The sequence below is a fragment of the Escherichia sp. WS547 genome (assembly GCF_046486065.1).
Lineage (GTDB): Bacteria > Pseudomonadota > Gammaproteobacteria > Enterobacterales > Enterobacteriaceae > Escherichia > Escherichia coli.
In genome coordinates this window covers 23961-43068 of the sequence record NZ_JBJQMA010000010.1, presented here as the reverse complement: position 1 = coordinate 43068, position 19108 = coordinate 23961, and the positions used below count along the sequence as shown (strand labels likewise).

Sequence of the window (19108 nt, the reverse complement as noted above, 5' to 3'; positions counted from 1 at the left end):
TCCTACGCAATCTTTGGAAAGGTAGCAACTTTATCGCGCTGCTGGCTTTCCGCGCTTCGCGGAACTATCTGCTTTAGGTCGCTAATGAAGCACTCCTGCCAGTGGTTAATATCGTTTTTCACGATAACGTCCAGCATTTCTGCATGACGGGAAATACGTTCCGCCAGCGACATAGTCAATGCACGATCCAGCGCAGCTGCAACTTCGTCACGATCGTAGGGATTAACAATTAACGCCGACGTTAACTCGTTTGCTGCTCCCGCAAATTGCGAAAGAACAAGTACGCCCGGGTTGGCTGGGTCCTGAGCGGCAACATACTCTTTTGCCACCAGGTTCATCCCGTCACGCAGTGGCGTCACTAAGCCCACGTCAGAGTAGCGGAATATTTTCATCAGTAATTTACGGTCAAAATGCTGATTCAAATAATAAAGCGGCGTCCAGCCTAATTGCCCATATTTACCATTAATTCGTCCGGCTTCATTTTCGAGCTGATGACGAATATCCTGATAGGCTTGCACATCACCACGCGACGTTGGCGCGATCTGGGTATAACGAATTTTACCATGATGCTGCGGATATTTTTCCAGCAACGCTTCATAGGCGAGAAAACGCTCCGGCAAACCTTTGGAATAATCCAGCCGTTCGACAGAAAAGATATTTTGTACGTTTTTCAGTTCCGCTTTAAGTTGCGCCAGTTTTGGCGGCAGTGGCCCGGCAGCCTGTTTGGCTATTTCTTTTGGCTCAATGCCAATCGGGTAAACTTCTGTTCGAAACGCTTTGCCCCAGGCTGTATGGCTTTTTGCGCTACGCGTCGTGACGCGGGTCAGGTTAGAAAGGCAATCCAGGAACGCCAGACGATCGTTTTCTGTCTGGAAACCCAGCAAATCATAATCACAAAGCTGTTCAAGCAAGGTGTCATATGTCGGCAGCGCGTTGAAGATTTCCGGTGTCGGGAAAGGAATATGCAGAAAGAAACCAATGCGATTATTCACTCCCCGTTTGCGTAATTCATGCGCAAATGGCAACAGGTGATAATCGTGGATCCAGATAATGTCATCATCTTGCAACAGCGGCAATAATTTATCTGCCAGCAACGCATTTACGCGTAGATAGCCGTCCCAGGCAGGACGCTGAAATTGCACCAGATCGAGCCGATAATGAAAAGCGGGCCAGAGAACGGCATTGGAGAATTGGTTGTAGTATTCGTCAAGGTCCTGTTCGCTGAGGTTAAAAGAGGCCCACGTAATGTTACCCTTTTTCACCTTTTTTAGCGGCTGATCCTCATTCCCTGTTTCGCCACTCCAGCCAAACCACAGTCCACCTGCGGCTTTCAGTGCCCCCAGAATGCCAACGGCAAGGCCACCGGCACTGGCGGCGTGCTCATCTGGTGGTGCAATCCGGTTAGATACTACGACTAAACGACTCATAGTCATCACTCCTGTTATTTTCTCTTTTTTGTTGTAATGCGGTGGTTATCATTTCAAGCCAGCTCCAGACATCCGGTACGCCCGCCAGTCGCCATGATGCCTGAGTTGCGCCTGTGCCAATTTTTACTGACATTCCGCCCAGCCGGTTAACGACAGCGAAGCCAGATTCATCGGTTAAATCATCGCCCAGAAATACCGGCGTTCGCCCGATAAAGGGAGCTTCCTGCATAAAGGCAGCAATCGCCTCACCTTTACTGGTGCCTCGCGGTTTGATCTCGACAACACACTTTCCCTGCTGTAACGCCATTTGTGGCCAGATCTGAGTAATACGTTGCGCTAATGTCATTAATGCGTCTTCATGCTGCGGAGCCTGACGATAATGCAGCGCAAAGGCCATCCCTTTCGTCTCCAGCTCCGCACCGGGATACTGGGCGATAGCCGTATGCAGTTGCACGCTAATATCACGCGCAATCGCATCCGGCAGATGAACGATATGCGTTTTACCATTGATGTCACGGCGCTCCGCCCCATGCACGCCCGCTAATGGGAAGCGATAAGGTTTTGCCAGTGCGTCAAGCTCCACCATTGAGCGCCCTGATATCAATGCCAATGCACCATCACTTGCGATTGCCAGTAGCTGTAGTCCTTGCAGAATATTGTCAGGCACGACGACCTGATCGGGATGCGGTTTGATTTCCGCCAGCGTTCCATCGAGATCAAAAAACCAGGCATATTTCGCGGATAGTTCAGGGGTTTCGGTTAACGGTTCTGTCACCCGGTTCTCCTCCTTCTCTTTTCTTATTGTGTTGCGCAGAACGCGCTTTACAGACATGTAAGTATAGACAGTGTGACGGGGGTCGCCATTTGTAACGAAGAACAGCCAACCGTTGTGGCGGCTGGCTGTGGTGGGAAAAAACGTTAAATTGTTGTGGAAAAAAGCATCAGACAGTGCGTTTCGCTTTTTGCTTGTAACGGTCGAAGATCACCGCTGCCAGCAGGATTAAGCCGCGAACTACGTACTGTGCGAAAGGAGAAATATTAAGCAGGTTCATGGCGTTTTCCACGGTGCCTAAAATTAAGATACCCGCCACCACATATGAGATTTTTCCGATGCCGCCTTTCAGAGAAACGCCACCTAAAACGCAGGCGGAGATCACAATCAGCTCATAGCCAATCGACGTCATTGGCTGCCCACTGGTCATACGTGAAGCCAGAATAATTCCGGCTATCGCTGATACCAGGCCAGAGAGAACAAAGATAATAATTTTGGTGCGAACAACCGGTACACCCGCCAGACGCGCAGCCTCTTCGTTCCCGCCAATCGCCAGGGTATTACGACCAAAGGTGGTTTTATTCAGCAGCAAGCCAAAGATGATCAAACACGCGACGGTGAGCCAGATTGGCGCAGGCAGACCAAACCAGTTGGCGTAACCAAGGGCAAAGAAGCTTTCATCTTCGATACCGACCGCTTTACCGTCTGAAATGATGTACGCCAGACCTCGAACAATCTGCATCGTTGCCAGTGTCGTGATCAGGGCATTTATTTTGAGTTTGGCGATAACAAAGCCATTGACCAGGCCACAGAGAACGCCCAGCAACAAACCCGCTGCCACGCCAATCCACAGGCTTTCAGTCAGGTTGATAACCACCGCCGTGGTGACACCCGCACAGGCAATTACGGAGGCGACAGAAAGGTCAAAGTCACCGGAAGCAAGGCAGAACAACATGCCACAAGCCACCATCCCCGACATGGAAATTGCCAGGCCCAACCCTTTCATATTAATGAAGGTGGCAAAGTTCGGGACAAAAATGGCACAGGCGATAAAAAGCACCGCAAACACCACCAGCATGCCGTACTGATCCCAGATACGCCCGAAGCTGAATGACGACTTAGGTGCGCCAGAACCCGATGTAGAAACAGAAGACATCATACTCTCCTTACTCAGGCAACTGCCTGGCTGACTTTAGGCATCGCAAGGCTCAGTGCCTGACGCTCATCTGCCTGCTCGTGTAACAATTCACCGGCGATTTCACCTTCGCGCATCACCACAATCCGGTCGGCAACGCCGAGGACTTCAGGTAAGTCGCTGGAGGCAAACAGCACCGCCACACCCTGCGCCGCCAGCGCATAAATTACGTTATATATTTCGTGCTTAGCGCCAACATCAATGCCGCGCGTAGGTTCATCCAGCAAAATGACCTTCATCTCTTCCGATAACCAGCGGCCCAGAATGGCTTTTTGCTGATTTCCGCCTGAGAGATTCATGATCAGTTGCTCAGCGCCCGGCGTTTTGATGTTAAGCGAACGAATGTGGTGATCGGCATTGTTTTCTTCCCAACCGTTGTTGATTACACAACCGCCGAGCACATGTTTACGTCTGGCACTGATGTTGATATTGTCGCGAACGGAGTGCACAGGAATAATGCCTTCGGCTTTGCGATCTTCCGGGCAGAGCATCATGCCTGCGGCAATGGCGTGGCTCGGTTTACGAATATCGATCGGCTGTTGGTCGATATAAACCTGACCGGCGGTAATTTGCGTACCGCCAAACATGCCTTTCATTAATTCGCTACGCCCTGCCCCGACCAGACCAAACAGACCGACAATTTCTCCACTGCGAACCGCCAGACTTATTGGCGTACGCACGCCTGGTGCTTTCACAGCATCAAGACGCAGGCGCTCCTCGCCATAACTACGCGGTTGCCAGCCGTAGATATCACCGATGTCGCGCCCGACCATCGCCTGCACCAGGGCGTCGTGGTCAACCTGCTGCATATCAGTAAAGGTTTTGACATAACGCCCATCTTTAAAGACGGTGATGGCATCGCTGAGGGCAAATATTTCTTCCATACGGTGAGAAACGTATAAGATCACCCGCCCCTCTTTTCGCAGTTCACGAATAACGCGGAAAAGATTGTCGATTTCACGGGCAGAGAGGGAGCTGGTTGGCTCATCAAAGGCGATAATTTTGGCGTTACGCGCCAGCGCTTTGGCGATTTCAACCATCTGCCACTGACCAATGGAGAGATATTTCAGCGGCGTGTCCGGGTCAATATCCATACCAAGATGTTTAAGTTGTAAACCCGCCTCATAATTCAGCAATGAGCGATTCACAATGCCGCCTTTATGCGGCAGCTGGCCGAGATAGATGTTTTCCGCGACGGTCATTTCCGGCACGAGATGCAGTTCCTGGTAAATAATCGCCACACCCGCGTTAAGTGCTGCGGTCGTGTCGGAAAAGGACATTTCCTGCCCATTAATCACTACAGAACCCGTGGTTGGCGCATAGTTGCCGCTGAGGATTTTTAAGAGAGTTGATTTTCCTGCGCCATTTTCACCCATCAACGCATGAACCTGACCGGCATAGCAATCAAAACTAATATCCGTCAGCGCCTTAACGCCGGGAAACGTTTTACCGATGCCGCGAAATGAGAGATACGGGGTAGACTGTTGCATAACGTCTCCGTGAATCACTGGTCGTTCACACCCCCTCTGCATCATGCAGAGGGGAATTTTTCTGGCAAATTACTTACCGCCTAAACCTTTTTTCTCCAGTTCTTCTTTAAAGTTGTCACGCGTGATCAATACCACGTCGGTAACTTCGGTAAATTTTGGCGGTTCAACGTCTTTTGCTACCCAGTTGTAAAGCATTTCGCTGGATTTATAGCCATGTACGTCCGGGCTTGGCAGCAGGGAACCGTAGAAGCCGGTTGCCTGTGCCTTAGACAGTTCGCTCACCGCATCCACACCGTTAATACCGATACCGATGATATCGGCCGCTTTAAAGCCCTGACCTTCCGTCGCGCGTACGCCGCCAAGTACGGTGCTGTCGTTCATACCGACGATCAGCCAATGTTTAACTTCCGGATGTTGAACCAGCATTGAGTTGGCAGCGTCAAATGCCCCCGGGATGTCGTTAGATTTGGTAGGTACCTGATAAATTTGTTTTTCCGGGAATCCTGCAGCTTTCAGCGCATCCATAGACCCCGTAGTACGGCGACGAGCCGTATCCAGTTCGTTGGCGGTAATCGCCATCACCGCGCTTTCTTTGACATCCCAGCCACGTTTCTGCATCTCTTTATACAGTTCCTGGCCCTGACGTTCGCCAATTTTGGTCGCTGCCATCATCACCAGCGGAACGGTATCCATTGGCTTGCCTTTGGCGTTAACAAACTGGTCATCCACGGCAATGACTTTCATATCGTAGCCACGCGCTTTCGCCACGATGGCAGAGCCGAGTTTCGGGTCCGGAGTACAAATAACGAAACCTTTTGCGCCACTGGCAGCCAGGCTATCGATAGCGTTCAATGTTTTTTCGCCATCCGGCACGGCAATCTTAATAACTTCAAACCCTAAATCCTTCCCAGCTTTATCGGCAAACTTCCATTCGGTCTGGAACCACGGCTCTTCCGGTTGCTTCACCAGGAAACCGAGCTTCAGGTTCTCCGCCATAGCGGATTGTGACATAACGGCTGCCAGACCAATGGCTGCCAGGGCTTTAGTAAATTTGTGCATGGTTCTCTCCAGCTTTAGTGTCGTTTTGTGTAGGGCAAAAACGAATGACATTCGTTAAATTAATCGGAAAACAAAGCATTACCTTTTAACTAAAAGATAAGTGACTGTGTTGACATAGTTTTAGCGAGAAATTAATTCTCCATAGGAGAGCAATATCACATCGCAGAATTACAGTGAGAACGTGCATAAATTTAGCGGGAAAAGACATAAGGAAAAGCCAATTTGTCTGACAAATTGTCTAGTGCACAGCAGATTAATCCATAAGATTAGCCTGGAAATCCTTGTTGTCTTTGGTACCCAGCGGGATGTCTTTTTTTTAACCAGTCAATAGGCCACATTACCTGGCGTTGAGTTTTTGAAAGGGTGTAATAACCGCAACTCAAAGATGTGGAAAAAGCGCGTCATTCATTTCGCCATTAATTATCACCGTGCTCATTAATTAACAGAACACGTATACTGAGAGCCATACCGCAAAAATGAAAAAACGTTTTAAGAAATCATTGCTTCATCATGAATTCAAATTCACCGATTAATATCAACAAGATACAAAAAGCACTATCATTAAAATTCATTGCAGTTACATTGATTTCATCAATGAAATGTAAAAATATATAAACTTGATGATTTAAGCATTTTCTTATACCCATTCAGACGTTATTCTTATTTCAGATCATCGTCAGAATTGACTCCACGATCACATTTCGGACCGGCAGAAAGGAATTATTCTGCAAACAGTAATTATGGTGTTTTGATTTATCTTGCACCTCTCCACTTCTGGATATAAGGATATTAGGTATGGCAACCGCTGGAATGCTTCTCAAACTCAACTCTCAAATGAACCGCGAGTTTTACGCATCCAATCTCTACCTTCACCTGAGTAACTGGTGTTCTGAACAGAGTCTGAACGGCACCGCCACTTTCCTTCGCGCCCAGGCACAGAGTAACGTGACCCAAATGATGCGCATGTTTAACTTTATGAAGAGTGTCGGCGCTACCCCCATCGTTAAAGCCATTGATGTTCCCGGTGAAAAACTGAACTCTCTGGAAGAACTGTTCCAAAAAACGATGGAAGAATACGAGCAACGTTCAAGCACGCTGGCGCAGTTAGCCGATGAAGCGAAAGAACTGAATGATGATTCAACCGTCAATTTCCTGCGCGATCTGGAAAAAGAACAGCAGCATGATGGCCTGTTGCTGCAAACCATTCTTGATGAAGTGCGCAGTGCGAAACTTGCGGGTATGTGCCCTGTGCAGACCGACCAACATGTTCTGAATGTCGTGTCGCATCAGCTGCATTGATCATACATCGGCGCTAATGCATTGCGCCGATGAAGTTTTTGAGAAACCGCTGCCTCATCTTTTTGAAGCAGCGGTTTTTTTAATGGGATTCGCCCTGTGGGGTAAACTTGAGTTCAATCAGCGCGATGGCTTTTTGGATTGCCCGCATGGTGACCGGGTCTGCGGCGGCGGGATGGTTAGTAAAGTCGATATTCTTCAGCTGGCTGGACATTTTTTCACGAACTTCAACGGGCGCGATTACATCGAGAACATCCAGAATTTGTTTGATAACCAACTGGCAAGCAACCACATCAGAAACCAGTTCCTGATCGGCATTCAGCGGCTGGGACATCGTAAACTCCTGATAGCATTTTGAAAGCCGTTATAGTAGCGGCTTCACATCTTCAGCGATAGTCACATCCACCGTCATCAGGACACAAAAAAACCTGCCGGAGCAGGTTTTTTGTTATCGGAACATATTGCCTGGCGGTACGTCTTTGAACGTCTTGCAATAGTTGTTGAACATACTTTTCAGGATTTTGCGCAGTTTCATCGCGGCACTCCGACCATTTGTTATACAGGTGTTATTGTCTTTGCGCTTATAATATGACAACCATCACAAAAATCAATCTTTATGTGATGCAAATCACATAAATACCCCTTTAATGTTATAAAAATGATAATCAAAAAGCAGCCCCCCCTTTCTGACACATACAGATGGCGAGAAATAGCGCCTGCCAGGCGTCTTTTCCGGCCATTGTCGCAGCGCTGTAACGCGTAAAATACTGCTTTCTTTTACTCTTCTGGCTGGACCATGAGACTTCTGATTCTGACTCTTTCATTAATAACGCTGGTGGGGTGCACAGTTACTCGCCAGGCTCATGTGGGCGAAGTTGACGCGGCAACAGGTATTGTTCGGTTGGTTTATGATCAGGCTTTTTTGCAGCATGCCCGTACCGATCGTTATGTCAGTCGCGGGATCGCCGATCGCGCATGCCAGCAGGAAGGCTATACCCACGCGATCCCCTTTGGTCAGCCAGTAGGCAACTGTAGCCTTTTTGCGGGTTCCTTATGTTTGAATACGGAATTCACTTTGTCATATCAGTGCCATCATTCCGCCTTCCCTGTCTTTCTCTAAATATTTTAATCAGCGAGGGGATCTTCGCTGATTAAAGAAATAGCGGTAATGCGTTTTATTCCCATTCGTATTTTTAATAAATGAAGTTTATATTTTACCTTTTGCAAATAATAAAATAACAAATTATAGTGACGCCACAGCAACAAATATAACCTTTGTGGAGCACTATCATGCTGAAACCAGAAATGATTGAAAAACTTAATGAGCAGATGAACCTGGAACTGTACTCTTCACTGCTTTATCAGCAAATGAGCGCCTGGTGCAGCTATCATACCTTCGAAGGTGCTGCCGCGTTCCTGCGCCGTCACGCCCAGGAAGAGATGACGCATATGCAGCGTCTGTTTGATTATCTGACTGATACCGGCAATTTACCGCGTATTAATACCGTTGAATCTCCGTTTGCTGAATATTCCTCACTTGATGAATTATTCCAGGAAACCTATAAACACGAACAATTAATCACCCAGAAAATTAACGAACTGGCTCATGCTGCAATGACCAATCAGGACTACCCAACATTTAATTTCCTGCAATGGTATGTTTCTGAGCAGCATGAAGAAGAGAAACTGTTCAAATCGATTATTGATAAATTAAGTCTGGCAGGCAAAAGCGGCGAAGGTTTGTATTTTATCGACAAAGAACTCTCTACCCTCGACACACAAAACTAATGTTCTCCGGCGGCAGGTTTACTGCCGCCGTTTCAAATCAGTGACGGCAAATCTTACTCTGATCGGTCGAAAAACCTTCTTCCGAAGGTATAAATTTGCCTTTTGCTGTCAGAAACGCTACCAGCTCTCCCGCTGTCATCCCTTCTGCCGAGCAAGTGTGAAAACGTGCCTGTTCACCAAAACGCGCTTTAATCGCAGCTTCCAGACTGGCATGCGTATATTGCTCACCTGATTCAATCATCATATTTAACACTTCATGACCGTGAATAGAGTCCATCGTTCCTCCTCAAAAAAAAGGCTAGCGTAGCGATTGCCGCTTACCAAGACTTTGCGCCAGCGCAGGACTGAACGCATTTTATTGTACATTTATATTTACACCATATGTAACGCCGGTTTGACGAAGCAGCCGTTATGCCTTAACCTGCGCCGCAGATATCACTCATAAAGATCGTCAGGACAGAAGAAAGCGTGAAAAACAGAACTCTGGGAAGTGTTTTTATCGTGGCGGGAACCACAATTGGCGCAGGCATGCTGGCAATGCCGCTGGCTGCTGCAGGTGTTGGTTTTAGCGTCACGTTAATCTTGTTGATTGGGCTTTGGGCGTTGATGTGCTACACGGCGCTATTACTGCTGGAGGTGTACCAGCATGTCCCGGCAGATACCGGCCTGGGCACGCTGGCAAAACGCTATCTGGGACGCTACGGTCAGTGGCTGACGGGCTTCAGTATGATGTTCTTAATGTATGCTCTGACTGCGGCATACATCAGCGGTGCCGGTGAATTGTTGGCCTCCAGCATCAGCGACTGGACAGGTATTTCAATGTCGGCAACCGCTGGCGTGCTGTTGTTCACTTTTGTTGCCGGTGGCGTGGTTTGTGTCGGGACATCGCTGGTCGATTTGTTTAACCGTTTTCTGTTCAGCGCCAAAATTATTTTTCTGGTGGTGATGCTGGTATTGCTGCTACCGCATATTCACAAAGTGAATCTTTTAACCCTGCCGTTGCAACAGGGGCTGGCTCTGTCTGCAATCCCGGTGATTTTTACCTCGTTTGGTTTTCACGGTAGCGTGCCGAGTATTGTCAGCTATATGGATGGCAACGTTCGTAAGCTACGCTGGGTGTTTATAACCGGTAGTGCGATCCCCCTGGTGGCATATATTTTCTGGCAGGTGGCAACGCTTGGCAGCATTGATTCAACAACCTTTATGGGATTGCTGGCTAATCATGCCGGATTAAACGGGCTGTTACAGGCGTTACGCGAAATGGTGGCCTCTCCGCATGTTGAGCTGGCGGTGCATTTATTTGCTGATTTAGCCCTCGCCACGTCATTCCTCGGCGTAGCGTTAGGTTTATTTGATTATCTGGCAGATTTGTTTCAGCGTTCAAATACCGTTGGTGGACGATTGCAAACTGGTGCAATTACCTTTCTGCCGCCGTTGGCGTTTGCACTGTTTTATCCACGAGGATTTGTGATGGCGCTGGGTTACGCCGGTGTGGCGCTGGCGGTACTGGCATTGATTATCCCTTCGCTGTTGACCTGGCAAAGCAGAAAGCACAATCCTCAAGCGGGTTACCGGGTCAAAGGTGGTCGTCCGGCGCTGGTGGTGGTGTTTCTCTGTGGTATTGCTGTGATTGGCGTGCAATTTTTGATTGCGGCAGGGTTGTTACCAGAAGTGGGGTGATTAGATCTTATTGGGTGCCAGAATTAACGCTGACACCCAATTTGATCTCTTAATGCAGGCAGCACTGCTTAAATTTCTTACCACTACCGCACGGGCAAGGATCATTACGCCCCGGTTTCTCTTCTGCTTTGATCGGTTGCTGAACAGCTTTTTCCTGCGGATGCGCCATCCAGTACGCATGTAGATCAAGCGCCGCCAGTCGAATGGCATCTACGCTCTCTTCAAACGCTTCTGGCGACATCTTCTCTAACCGCTCGAAGTTTTCCTCAGTACCGTGCAGCGCAATCGCCTCCAGCGCTGGTTTTAACGAATCGGGCAACGTTGACCAGTCAGAAAGTGCCACGCCCCGCATATAGCCAAAGCACCACTCCTCAACAATCGTCAGCTCGCTGCCATCGACTTCTCGCAAGCCGAATAACGGCTCAAACTGCTCCGGGAATTCGTTCAGACGCTCTGCGGTATCAGCCATATGCTGAAAAGCCAGGTTCATAAAGCGCGTCATCTCTTTCTCTGACGCCCAGCGTGGCACATAGTCAGCCCCACCCCACACGGCAACCAGCCACTGTGCCGGTTCAATCTCTTGCGGAGAACTCAACACCGCCGTCAATAAACCGTCCAGCTCCGCCACATCAAGGATGGCGTGGTCAGTGTTGTATTTGGTCAGAATATCGTCCAGCCATTCCAACTCACTTTCGTTTAACGGTCCCGTTTTCATACGCTTTTCCTTGTGGTTCTCAACTCGCCAGCACCTATCTTACATGCCGGTCCGTATCAGAGATACTTTTTGAGTGGCTTTGCTGGTGATTAATAATTAAGGAGGGTGTAACGACAAGTTGCAGGTACAAAAAAACCACCCGAAGGTGGTTTCACGACACTGCTTATTGCTTTGATTTTATTCTTATCTTTCCCATGGTACCCGGAGCGGGACTTGAACCCGCACAGCGCGAACGCCGAGGGATTTTAAATTCTACGCAGGATCAATGAGTTACATAGCAGTGCATTGCGAAACTTTGCTGACGTTGAATGGTCGTCTTTGCAACCACTGGCAGAAAATGGATAGCCGTAGATTGCGTTGAGCACAGAAACAGCAGAGGGTAATCGTCTACCTGGTCCTGTAAAGGAGGTTGTTGCCACACAAGCTAAAGCGCTTGACCTGCCCCCAGTATTCGGTACAACTGTCAGTTAGTAATGGACTGACCCCACCCCGGTAGACGATCCTGCCCTATAGTTTGAGTATAGGGGGGAGCATATGGGCACACCACGATTTACACCTGAATTTAAGGAAGAAGCCGTCCGACAGATAACGGAACGCGGTTATTCCGTTGCCGAAGTATCTGACCGTCTGGGCGTTTCTGCCCACAGCCTCTACAAGTGGCTACGGGCTATCAAACCGGATAACAGCGAGCAGCATGCCCGGGATTTACTGGAAGCCAAAAGCGAGATCCTGAAACTACGGGCGCAGCTAAAACGTACCGAAGAAGAACGGGATATCCTGAAAAAGGCCGCGCGGTGCTTTGCAAGGGAGCCCGACTGAAGTACCGCTTTATCAATGAGCACCGCACTGTATGGGGTGTGATGACAATGTGTCGGGTACTGGATGTCGCCCGGGCCGGGTTCTACGCGTGGCTGCATAACCCGGTCTCGGCACGTGATAAAGATAATCAGCGTCTGCTGACGCTTATCCGTGACTCCTATTCACTGAGCGGAGGCGTATACGGTTACCGGTGGGTTCATGGCGACCTGAACGAAATCGGGGAAACCTGCGGTAAAAACCGGGTGGGCCGTATTATGCAACTGAACCGGATTAAAGCCGTGCGCGGCTATAAAGCGCCGCGTCGTATCGCTGGCAGACCTTCAGTGGTTGCCCCTAATCGCGTGCAGCGGCAGTTTACTGTTGTCCGGGCCAATCAGGTCTGGGTCACCGACATTACTTATATCCGCACCTGGCAGGGCTGGCTGTATCTGGCGGTGGTTATCGATCTCTTCGCCCGTAACGTGGTGGGCTGGTCGATGAAGCCCACTCTCTCACGCGAACTGGCGCCGGATGCACTGATGATGGCGGTCTGGCGACGTAAACCCGACGGCGAGGTCATCGTGCACTCAGACCAGGGAAGCCAGTACGGTAGTGACGACTGGCAGCGCTTCTGCCGGGCTAATAACCTGGTCCCGAGCATGAGCCGGCGTGGCAACTGCTGGGATAATGCGGTGGCCGAATCGTTCTTCAGTTCACTGAAAAAAGAGCGCATCAGGAAGAGAATATACAAAACCCGGGATCTAGCCCGGGCGGATATCTTCGATTACATTGAAGTGTTCTACAACCGGGCCCGGCGCCACAGTCACCTCGGCGGCGTCAGTCCGGAGGCCTTCGAACAGGCCTCGTCGTGAGGACAGAATTTGTCTACGGGCGTGGGGTCAGTCCACAACACCACGGTCAATCAACCAATGACTGAGCAAATCAGGCTCAACATTACGGTTGTTAGGACGCTTGTGCCAATCGCCTAGATAACGATAGCCCAATTCCTCAATAAAAAACCTGACTACGCGCTGTTGAGTTGCGCGTTCACATTGTCCGACAGTTGTCACTGTTCTTATTACCTTTAACTAATTATGCCAATTCAGACTCAAACGCTGCATCATTCGCTTCAGCCTCTGCGCCATCAATTAATGCCAAGACTCGGTCAAGAAAGCGTTGCGCTTCGTATACATCTGTTGCTTGCCGCAGATAATGAGGTATTCGTTCAACAAACTCGGAACGTGATAAAGGCTGATGTTCCAGCAAAGCCTCAAGCATTGCGGGCCGCAACAAACGACGATCAGCATCAACATTAGGAAGCTCAACCTCAATGACATGTGTGGCAAAATACTTAAGTTGCTCCTTAAGCCCCAAATTGGGCATAAGAGAATCAATTGAGTCAGACGCCACTTCAGCGCTTGACTCAATCGTTTCTACATATTCATAGGAAGGTACAACAACGTCTGGAGCCAATGTTTTAAGCTCATGGAGTTTACGGATAATCGGAGATAGAACCTCATCAGGATTACTGAACCAATCAGTGGACCAAATGCGGCTAATTCTCCAACCCAAACGCTCCAGAACCTCTTGACGCAAACGGTCACGATCACGAGCAGATTTAGCTGAGTGATAAGCCGCACCATCACACTCTATGCCCATTAAGTAACGGCCAGGACAACCTGGATCTTTCACAGCTAGATCAATAAAGAATCCTGCAACCCCTACCTGAGGTTCACACTCAAACCCAGCGTGATTGAGTGCTTCCATTACAGCAACCTCAAAGTCACTATCTGGAGCCCTGCCGGTATGCGTTGTGAGGGAATCTAGTTTGCCACTTTCGGCAAACTGTAAAAAACCTTTCAACGAAATAACACCAAGTTTACTGGTTTCACTCGTCAATACATCTTCAGAACGCATTGAACTAAACACATGCATCCGTTTTTTTGATCGAGTGAAAAGCACATTCAAGCGACGCCAGCCAACATCGGAATTGATAGGTCCAAAGCGTTGATAAACCTTTCCACCATGCTCAGAAGGTCCATAGGTAAAGGAAATAAAGATTACATCACGCTCATCCCCTTGAACGTTCTCAAGGTTTTTCACAAAAAGTGGCTCTTCCATGGCATATAAGCCATCGATTGCATCGTTAAATTCAGGGCGATTTCGGCGCAATTCATCGATAGCGCGCTCAATTTGATCGCGTTGCTTGGAACTCATGGCCACTACCCCGAGTGACTCACCCGGCCGGTGTTGCGCATGATGAAGTACGGCCTCAGCAACTGCTTGGGCTTCTTCAATATTGTGTTGATTGGAGAACCGACCTTTTGACACATAGGTAAATTTAATCCCATACTCTGGAGACTCAGCATTTGGGGAAGGGAATATCACCAAATCACTGTTATAAAAATGGCGGTTAGAGTATGCAATCAACTTTTCATGTCGTGAACGATAGTGCCAACGCAAACGTCTCATAGGAAACAGTGGCAAAGCAGCATCCAAAATGCTGTCAGTATCACTTAAAGCCGCGGCATCATCGTCATCTTCTCCGTCGGCACTTCGATCAAAGAAACTGGTTGGTGGTAGCTGTTTCGGGTCACCAACGACCACTAGTTGCTTGCCCCTCGCGATGACACCCAATGCATCCTCTGGCTTCACCTGAGACGCTTCGTCCATCACCACCAGATCAAATTCCATTCGTCCAGGTTCTAGGTAATGAGCTGCTGACATTGGCCCCATCATGAAACAAGGTTTAATTGCAACCAGCGCATTACATGCACGGTTAACCAATTGCCTAATTGGAATATGTCTGGTTTTTTTACCCAACTCATTTTTGATCAAAGCTAGTTCTGTATATTCACTTTTCTTACCACCAGAATTCCCTTCTGGTATATTTCGGCAAGCAATTTTTGCTGCAATCCGCTGACGTTGTAATTCAATCAGTTTTTTGTCGTAATCTTTAAATGACTTCTGCAAAGCATTGCGCTGTGAGCCGGAAACTCTCATCAATTCAGGGTGGATGTGAATAACCTCCCGCGCCAGCTGGTCATGAATTGCTAATGCTAAACCCAATTCAACTTTTTCAATCGGGAGCGAGCCCGCAAGTACAGCACTCCAGATTCGCTGCAATCCATTTTCATGCATCTGCTCGTAACAACGAATAAAGTTAACCCACCCGTTCAACCAACGGGGTTGCTGTATTGCTCTTTCGTTGCGCTCGATTAATGTATTAAGAGAACCATCAGTCGACTTGAGCCACTGACTCCGCTCTAACTTTGTTTCTAGCGCATATAACTCAGCATTTTTAATCTGTTCATTCCATTTCGAAACTATTTCCCCACCATCACGACATAGTAAATCGTAATCACTACCACTAGCCAAATGTCTGATCTGGGTAGCCAAGGATACGCAATTTATCTTATCAACCAGTTGCTCGGCAAAATTCAGCGTGTCGTTAATAGTGTCTAACGTCAGTTGATTATTTTTATACGCACCGCAAGCCAATGGGGTTAATTGTAAAAACGCCCCTAACTGTAACGAGTCATTTTCAAGGGATATCTGAAGATCGTTTATGTTTTGCAAAATCTCGGAGGAATGAGTCATCTGCTCTAATGATATATCTGGATTGATAAACCATCCCTGCAAGGCAATGAGAGTATTCCGCACCTGTCGGTAAGATTGCATCAATACACCTTGCTCACCTAACCAAGATGCATGTTCTTCCAACAAGCTAGAAATACGCGGTAATAACTTAGCCTCGTGCTCGACCCGTTTAACCAAAGTCATTAATCTTGAGCTAATCTGCGATTTCTCGATTAAATGCACACCTTTGATAATCTCACCATCTAGGTTAAATAATCCAGAGCCTATCGCAACTCGCTTTCCAAAACCTATCCCGTAACAAGCTCGGACCTTCTTGTACCAATCACGCAATAACATGAGTTGTTCACAGTCGGTGTCCAACCCTCGGAATGCATTACCAAGTTGATTACCAAAGTCACTTTGTTCAAACCGTTGTAACAGCTCCGAATACTTGAGCAAATCAGCTGAGCAGCGTTTTAACTCAGCAAACTTAGTGTCAGGCTTACGAGATTGCGCCATGAGCAGTGCCTTGGCACTACGCCAATCACTCTTAAACCATGCAAATAATCCCCCTTGCTGGATAACAGCAACGGCATGCGCGAGCATCTCTTGGGAAGGCAACTGGTCCAATTGATACAAAGTAGATAGACCATCTCTTAAAGGACGCAATGTTTCGATTTGACACATTAAGTCGCGCAATACTGCATCGATATCATCATCATCAAAAAGAGGATCTCGAACTCTAATAAGCTCAGTCGGTAAAGCACCCAGAATCGACAACAACTCAGAGCAGAATAGCAATCCAGCTTGCGAATCATCGATATACGAAGCAATACCATCTGGCAAAGCATTTTTGAAATCGTTTAATTGCGCATAAATAGATGATAACTCATCATGAATTGATTGGATGGATTCAAGCCACCTGACCAAATCACGTAAAGTGAAATCCTCTGCTGCACCATATTTTTCCAGCTCTTCACGAGGAAAGTCACACGATTGTCCTTGTTCTAAAAGTCGTAGCTTTTGAGGCTCGATAACCTGGCTCAAGGCCACATAATGACCTTGTAGCAACTCGAACCTATCTAAATAGTGACGCACCCGTGCAATGGCATCGGGTGAATCTAGCTCACTAAGTGCTGGGAAATGCTCTGAACCACACAACACTGGAAGATTCGACTGATCTTCTACCAATTGCTCAATATATTGAAGCGTATTAAGGCTTTCGCCTTCTAACGCCCACTTATCTACATATTCTTGATAGCTATGTTGAAAGTCGATAATTGATGTCTGCCAAGTTTGTAGCAAATCGACTATACGAGCGCTGTCAAACAATTGAATTTGTGTGTTATTCACACCGCTCCAAGGGTGCTCATATATTTCTGCATTAGCCCCCACCTGCTCACGAACCTCTTTGTAGATGCGGCTAAACTCTACTATTTGGTCACGCAGCCGTAATTGGGTCACTTTATCCAACTGCTTCCCGGAAAGGTTTTCGATATGAAGTGCTGTTGCATCAATATCTAATTTGTGACGATAACGGGTTGCACCACTCAAAATCTGATGGATCGTTTTGCCTGTTTGCGCCCATTGGTTATTGATCAATGCGGCATATTCATTGAGCTGCTGCTTAAGATCTTCATAACGCAAAATCTGAGCATCAATCTCTTCCATAGTAGGCATGGTCGCCTGACTCACCAAGCGAGCATTAATATCATCCAGCACCTTGCGCTTATGAGTTTTATGACTGTGCAACTCTAAGCAAAATTGACCTAGCCCCGCACGATCCAAGCGACGTTTGACGACCTCCAGTGCAGCCATCTTCTCTGCCACAAACAGGACTTTCTTACCGTTGAGCAGAGCTGCTGCAATCAAGTTGGTGATCGTTTGTGATTTGCCACTACCAGGAGGGCCCTCAATGACTAAGTTTTGACCACGGATAGCATCGATCAACGCACTGTGCTGCGAGCTATCCGCATCATCGATTAGTGGAACCTTGTCATGAATATCAGGGTAACTATCGATGCAGTACTCATGCTGACCGAAGCCACCAGGTAAGCAGGAATTCTCTTGACCACAGCTCTGACTGGTGAAAAAGCGACGAATTACTTCATGAGACAATATATTGCGCTTGTCACAAGGCCAGCGGGCAGGATCGAGGTCAAGATACATCATCATCTTGCCAAAATTGAGCAAGCTAAGTGCACCATAACGTTTCACAGACCATTTAGGTTTGTGCTGCTCTACAACCTTCTTCACCGAAGCAAAATAAGACTCTGGAGTTTCCTCTTCATTGAACAAAGGAAGAGCGAGGCCAAAGTCAGCCTGAAGTTTTTCCTTCAAAGAGAGATTGGGCAAAATATCTTCACCCGTGTAATAAAGTTGAAACTTGTAAAGACCATCCTTCGGATCTAATTTTCCTCGTTCACATCTCACCGGAATTGTAAATAACGGTGCATAACGTGCCTTTTCAGAGGAATCGCTTTCATACCACTCAAGGAACCCTAACGCCAAATACAAGATGTTGGCGCCACTCTCCTCCAAAGCAGTTTGAGCCTTACCATAGATGGCGCGCAAACAAGCTTCCAGTTCATTTGGATAAAGCAGAGCCTGTATCCGATTATCGTCATGAGAGGGATTGGAAGAAGATATACTAATCTCATTCCCAGCCTTTGCCTGTCGTTCAAAATCCTCAAGCCCTTCATAGCCTGCTAAGCAGCACGCCTCCTTCAACGCTGACAAAGCTATACCTTGATTAACGTATTCAGAACGAATCCCTGTTAATTTTCCATTCTGGCCTTGGGCATATTGCAAGATAAACTGATGGGCTTTTTCCAGCAACTCTCTATCTGAATCAGAAACAACCGTTTTATGGCTATCTGGTAAATCAAAATCTGTACGGATTCCTAAGACGTGCGCCCAATCCTTAGCGCTAGGATGAGCTCTTAACTGTATATCTTTACCATCTGGCCCAACTTTGAGATAGCCATGCTCTAACAGCTGCGCTCTAGTTGGATCGGGCACAGGAGCAAATTCCATCGGGATTTCCGAGCAAAGGGTTTCATAAAGCTGTTCTGGTAATTCATCAACAATACGTAGTGAAGACCCTTTTTGAGTGATAGGGAAATTCAAAAGTCGATTTCGAGACGTAAGGTCCAATAACTTCTTACGCATAGCCTCGAGGGAAGTCAGAATAAAATCTGAGCCTCCTTGATTGAGTTCCTCTGCTGTAGAGGTATCTACAGTCGACATAATGTTCTCCATTTCTTAGGGTCCACAAGTAAAACGTTTTATGCTGATGCATCACAAAAA

The 19108-nt window shown here is 47.7% G+C and carries 15 protein-coding genes; 5 read left to right on the top strand and 10 right to left on the bottom strand.

Going from position 1 to position 19108, the window contains the following annotated elements; genetic code table 11:
* Positions 1-2: 2 nt before the first annotated feature.
* The 5 genes from otsA to araF all read right to left on the bottom strand — a co-directional run bounded on the left by otsA (position 3) and on the right by araF (position 5943).
* Positions 3-1427 carry an alpha,alpha-trehalose-phosphate synthase gene (gene otsA / locus ACJHWK_RS11125; RefSeq protein ID WP_020232910.1) on the bottom strand — a complete coding sequence of 475 codons (1425 nt, stop codon included), beginning with the start codon at positions 1425-1427 and terminating at the stop codon, positions 3-5.
* Positions 1402-2202, bottom strand: coding sequence for a trehalose-phosphatase (otsB, locus tag ACJHWK_RS11120; protein ID WP_001308716.1), 801 nt, complete (start codon positions 2200-2202; stop codon positions 1402-1404). The genes otsA and otsB overlap by 26 nt, the downstream gene beginning before the upstream one ends.
* 166 nt (positions 2203-2368) lie before the next feature.
* Positions 2369-3355 carry an arabinose ABC transporter permease AraH gene (gene araH, locus ACJHWK_RS11115; RefSeq protein WP_000100205.1) on the bottom strand — a complete coding sequence of 329 codons (987 nt, stop codon included), beginning with the start codon at positions 3353-3355 and terminating at the stop codon, positions 2369-2371.
* Between the two features lie 14 nt (positions 3356-3369).
* Positions 3370-4884, bottom strand: a complete 1515-nt coding sequence (gene araG / locus ACJHWK_RS11110) for an arabinose ABC transporter ATP-binding protein AraG (protein ID WP_001187819.1) — start codon at positions 4882-4884, stop codon at positions 3370-3372.
* A gap of 69 nt (positions 4885-4953) precedes the next feature.
* The gene (gene araF / locus ACJHWK_RS11105; RefSeq protein ID WP_000548675.1) at positions 4954-5943 is read right to left on the bottom strand and encodes an arabinose ABC transporter substrate-binding protein AraF; all 990 of its coding nucleotides are present in this window, start codon (positions 5941-5943) and stop codon (positions 4954-4956) included.
* Positions 5944-6738: 795 nt separating this feature from the next.
* On the opposite strand from araF, the gene ACJHWK_RS11100 reads away from it, so the two are divergent.
* The gene (locus ACJHWK_RS11100) at positions 6739-7242 is read left to right on the top strand and encodes a non-heme ferritin-like protein (protein WP_000179469.1); all 504 of its coding nucleotides are present in this window, start codon (positions 6739-6741) and stop codon (positions 7240-7242) included.
* A 79-nt stretch (positions 7243-7321) separates the two neighbouring features.
* Here the strand turns inward: ACJHWK_RS11100 and yecJ are convergent, their stop codons facing one another.
* Positions 7322-7573 carry a DUF2766 family protein YecJ gene (gene yecJ, locus ACJHWK_RS11095; protein WP_000082127.1) on the bottom strand — a complete coding sequence of 84 codons (252 nt, stop codon included), beginning with the start codon at positions 7571-7573 and terminating at the stop codon, positions 7322-7324.
* A 114-nt stretch (positions 7574-7687) separates the two neighbouring features.
* Positions 7688-7774 carry a stress response protein AzuC gene (azuC, locus tag ACJHWK_RS11090; protein WP_010723106.1) on the bottom strand — a complete coding sequence of 29 codons (87 nt, stop codon included), beginning with the start codon at positions 7772-7774 and terminating at the stop codon, positions 7688-7690.
* Positions 7775-8035: 261 nt separating this feature from the next.
* Here azuC and ACJHWK_RS11085 point away from each other — a divergent pair, with 261 nt between their 5' ends.
* Positions 8036-8359, top strand: a complete 324-nt coding sequence (locus tag ACJHWK_RS11085) for a YecR-like lipofamily protein (RefSeq protein ID WP_021523127.1) — start codon at positions 8036-8038, stop codon at positions 8357-8359.
* A gap of 170 nt (positions 8360-8529) precedes the next feature.
* Positions 8530-9027: a non-heme ferritin gene (gene ftnA, locus ACJHWK_RS11080; protein ID WP_000917208.1), complete on the top strand. Its 498-nt coding sequence runs from the start codon at positions 8530-8532 to the stop codon at positions 9025-9027.
* Positions 9028-9064: 37 nt separating this feature from the next.
* Here ftnA and ACJHWK_RS11075 read toward each other — a convergent pair whose 3' ends face one another.
* Positions 9065-9304, bottom strand: coding sequence for a YecH family metal-binding protein (locus ACJHWK_RS11075; RefSeq protein ID WP_020232907.1), 240 nt, complete (start codon positions 9302-9304; stop codon positions 9065-9067).
* A gap of 191 nt (positions 9305-9495) precedes the next feature.
* Between ACJHWK_RS11075 and tyrP the strand changes: the two genes are divergently transcribed.
* Positions 9496-10707: a tyrosine transporter TyrP gene (tyrP, locus tag ACJHWK_RS11070; protein WP_000797573.1), complete on the top strand. Its 1212-nt coding sequence runs from the start codon at positions 9496-9498 to the stop codon at positions 10705-10707.
* Between the two features lie 49 nt (positions 10708-10756).
* On the opposite strand, the gene yecA is transcribed toward tyrP, so the two are convergent.
* On the bottom strand, positions 10757-11422 hold the full coding sequence (yecA, locus tag ACJHWK_RS11065; RefSeq protein ID WP_000847881.1) for a UPF0149 family protein YecA: 666 nt from the start codon (positions 11420-11422) through the stop codon (positions 10757-10759).
* 534 nt (positions 11423-11956) lie between these two features.
* Here yecA and ACJHWK_RS11060 point away from each other — a divergent pair.
* A protein-coding gene (locus ACJHWK_RS11060; RefSeq protein ID WP_410234841.1) for an IS3 family transposase occupies positions 11957-13092 on the top strand; the annotation gives its coding sequence in 2 pieces (ribosomal slippage) (positions 11957-12203 and positions 12203-13092; 1137 coding nt in all).
* Positions 13093-13312: 220 nt separating this feature from the next.
* Here ACJHWK_RS11060 and hhe read toward each other — a convergent pair.
* Complete coding sequence (gene hhe / locus ACJHWK_RS11055; protein ID WP_410234840.1) at positions 13313-19048, bottom strand: DUF4011 domain-containing anti-phage protein Hhe; 5736 nt, start codon at positions 19046-19048, stop codon at positions 13313-13315.
* Positions 19049-19108 lie beyond the last annotated feature (60 nt).

Coding starts and splice junctions, on each gene's coding strand:
- otsA (WP_020232910.1), bottom strand. CDS start 1,427: ATGAGTCGTTTAGTCGTAGTATCTAACCGGATTGCACCACCAGATGAG.
- araH (WP_000100205.1), bottom strand. CDS start 3,355: ATGTCTTCTGTTTCTACATCGGGTTCTGGCGCACCTAAGTCGTCATTC.
- araG (WP_001187819.1), bottom strand. CDS start 4,884: ATGCAACAGTCTACCCCGTATCTCTCATTTCGCGGCATCGGTAAAACG.
- araF (WP_000548675.1), bottom strand. CDS start 5,943: ATGCACAAATTTACTAAAGCCCTGGCAGCCATTGGTCTGGCAGCCGTT.
- ACJHWK_RS11100 (WP_000179469.1), top strand. CDS start 6,739: ATGGCAACCGCTGGAATGCTTCTCAAACTCAACTCTCAAATGAACCGC.
- yecJ (WP_000082127.1), bottom strand. CDS start 7,573: ATGTCCCAGCCGCTGAATGCCGATCAGGAACTGGTTTCTGATGTGGTT.
- azuC (WP_010723106.1), bottom strand. CDS start 7,774: ATGAAACTGCGCAAAATCCTGAAAAGTATGTTCAACAACTATTGCAAG.
- ACJHWK_RS11085 (WP_021523127.1), top strand. CDS start 8,036: ATGAGACTTCTGATTCTGACTCTTTCATTAATAACGCTGGTGGGGTGC.
- ftnA (WP_000917208.1), top strand. CDS start 8,530: ATGCTGAAACCAGAAATGATTGAAAAACTTAATGAGCAGATGAACCTG.
- ACJHWK_RS11075 (WP_020232907.1), bottom strand. CDS start 9,304: ATGGACTCTATTCACGGTCATGAAGTGTTAAATATGATGATTGAATCA.
- yecA (WP_000847881.1), bottom strand. CDS start 11,422: ATGAAAACGGGACCGTTAAACGAAAGTGAGTTGGAATGGCTGGACGAT.
- hhe (WP_410234840.1), bottom strand. CDS start 19,048: ATGTCGACTGTAGATACCTCTACAGCAGAGGAACTCAATCAAGGAGGC.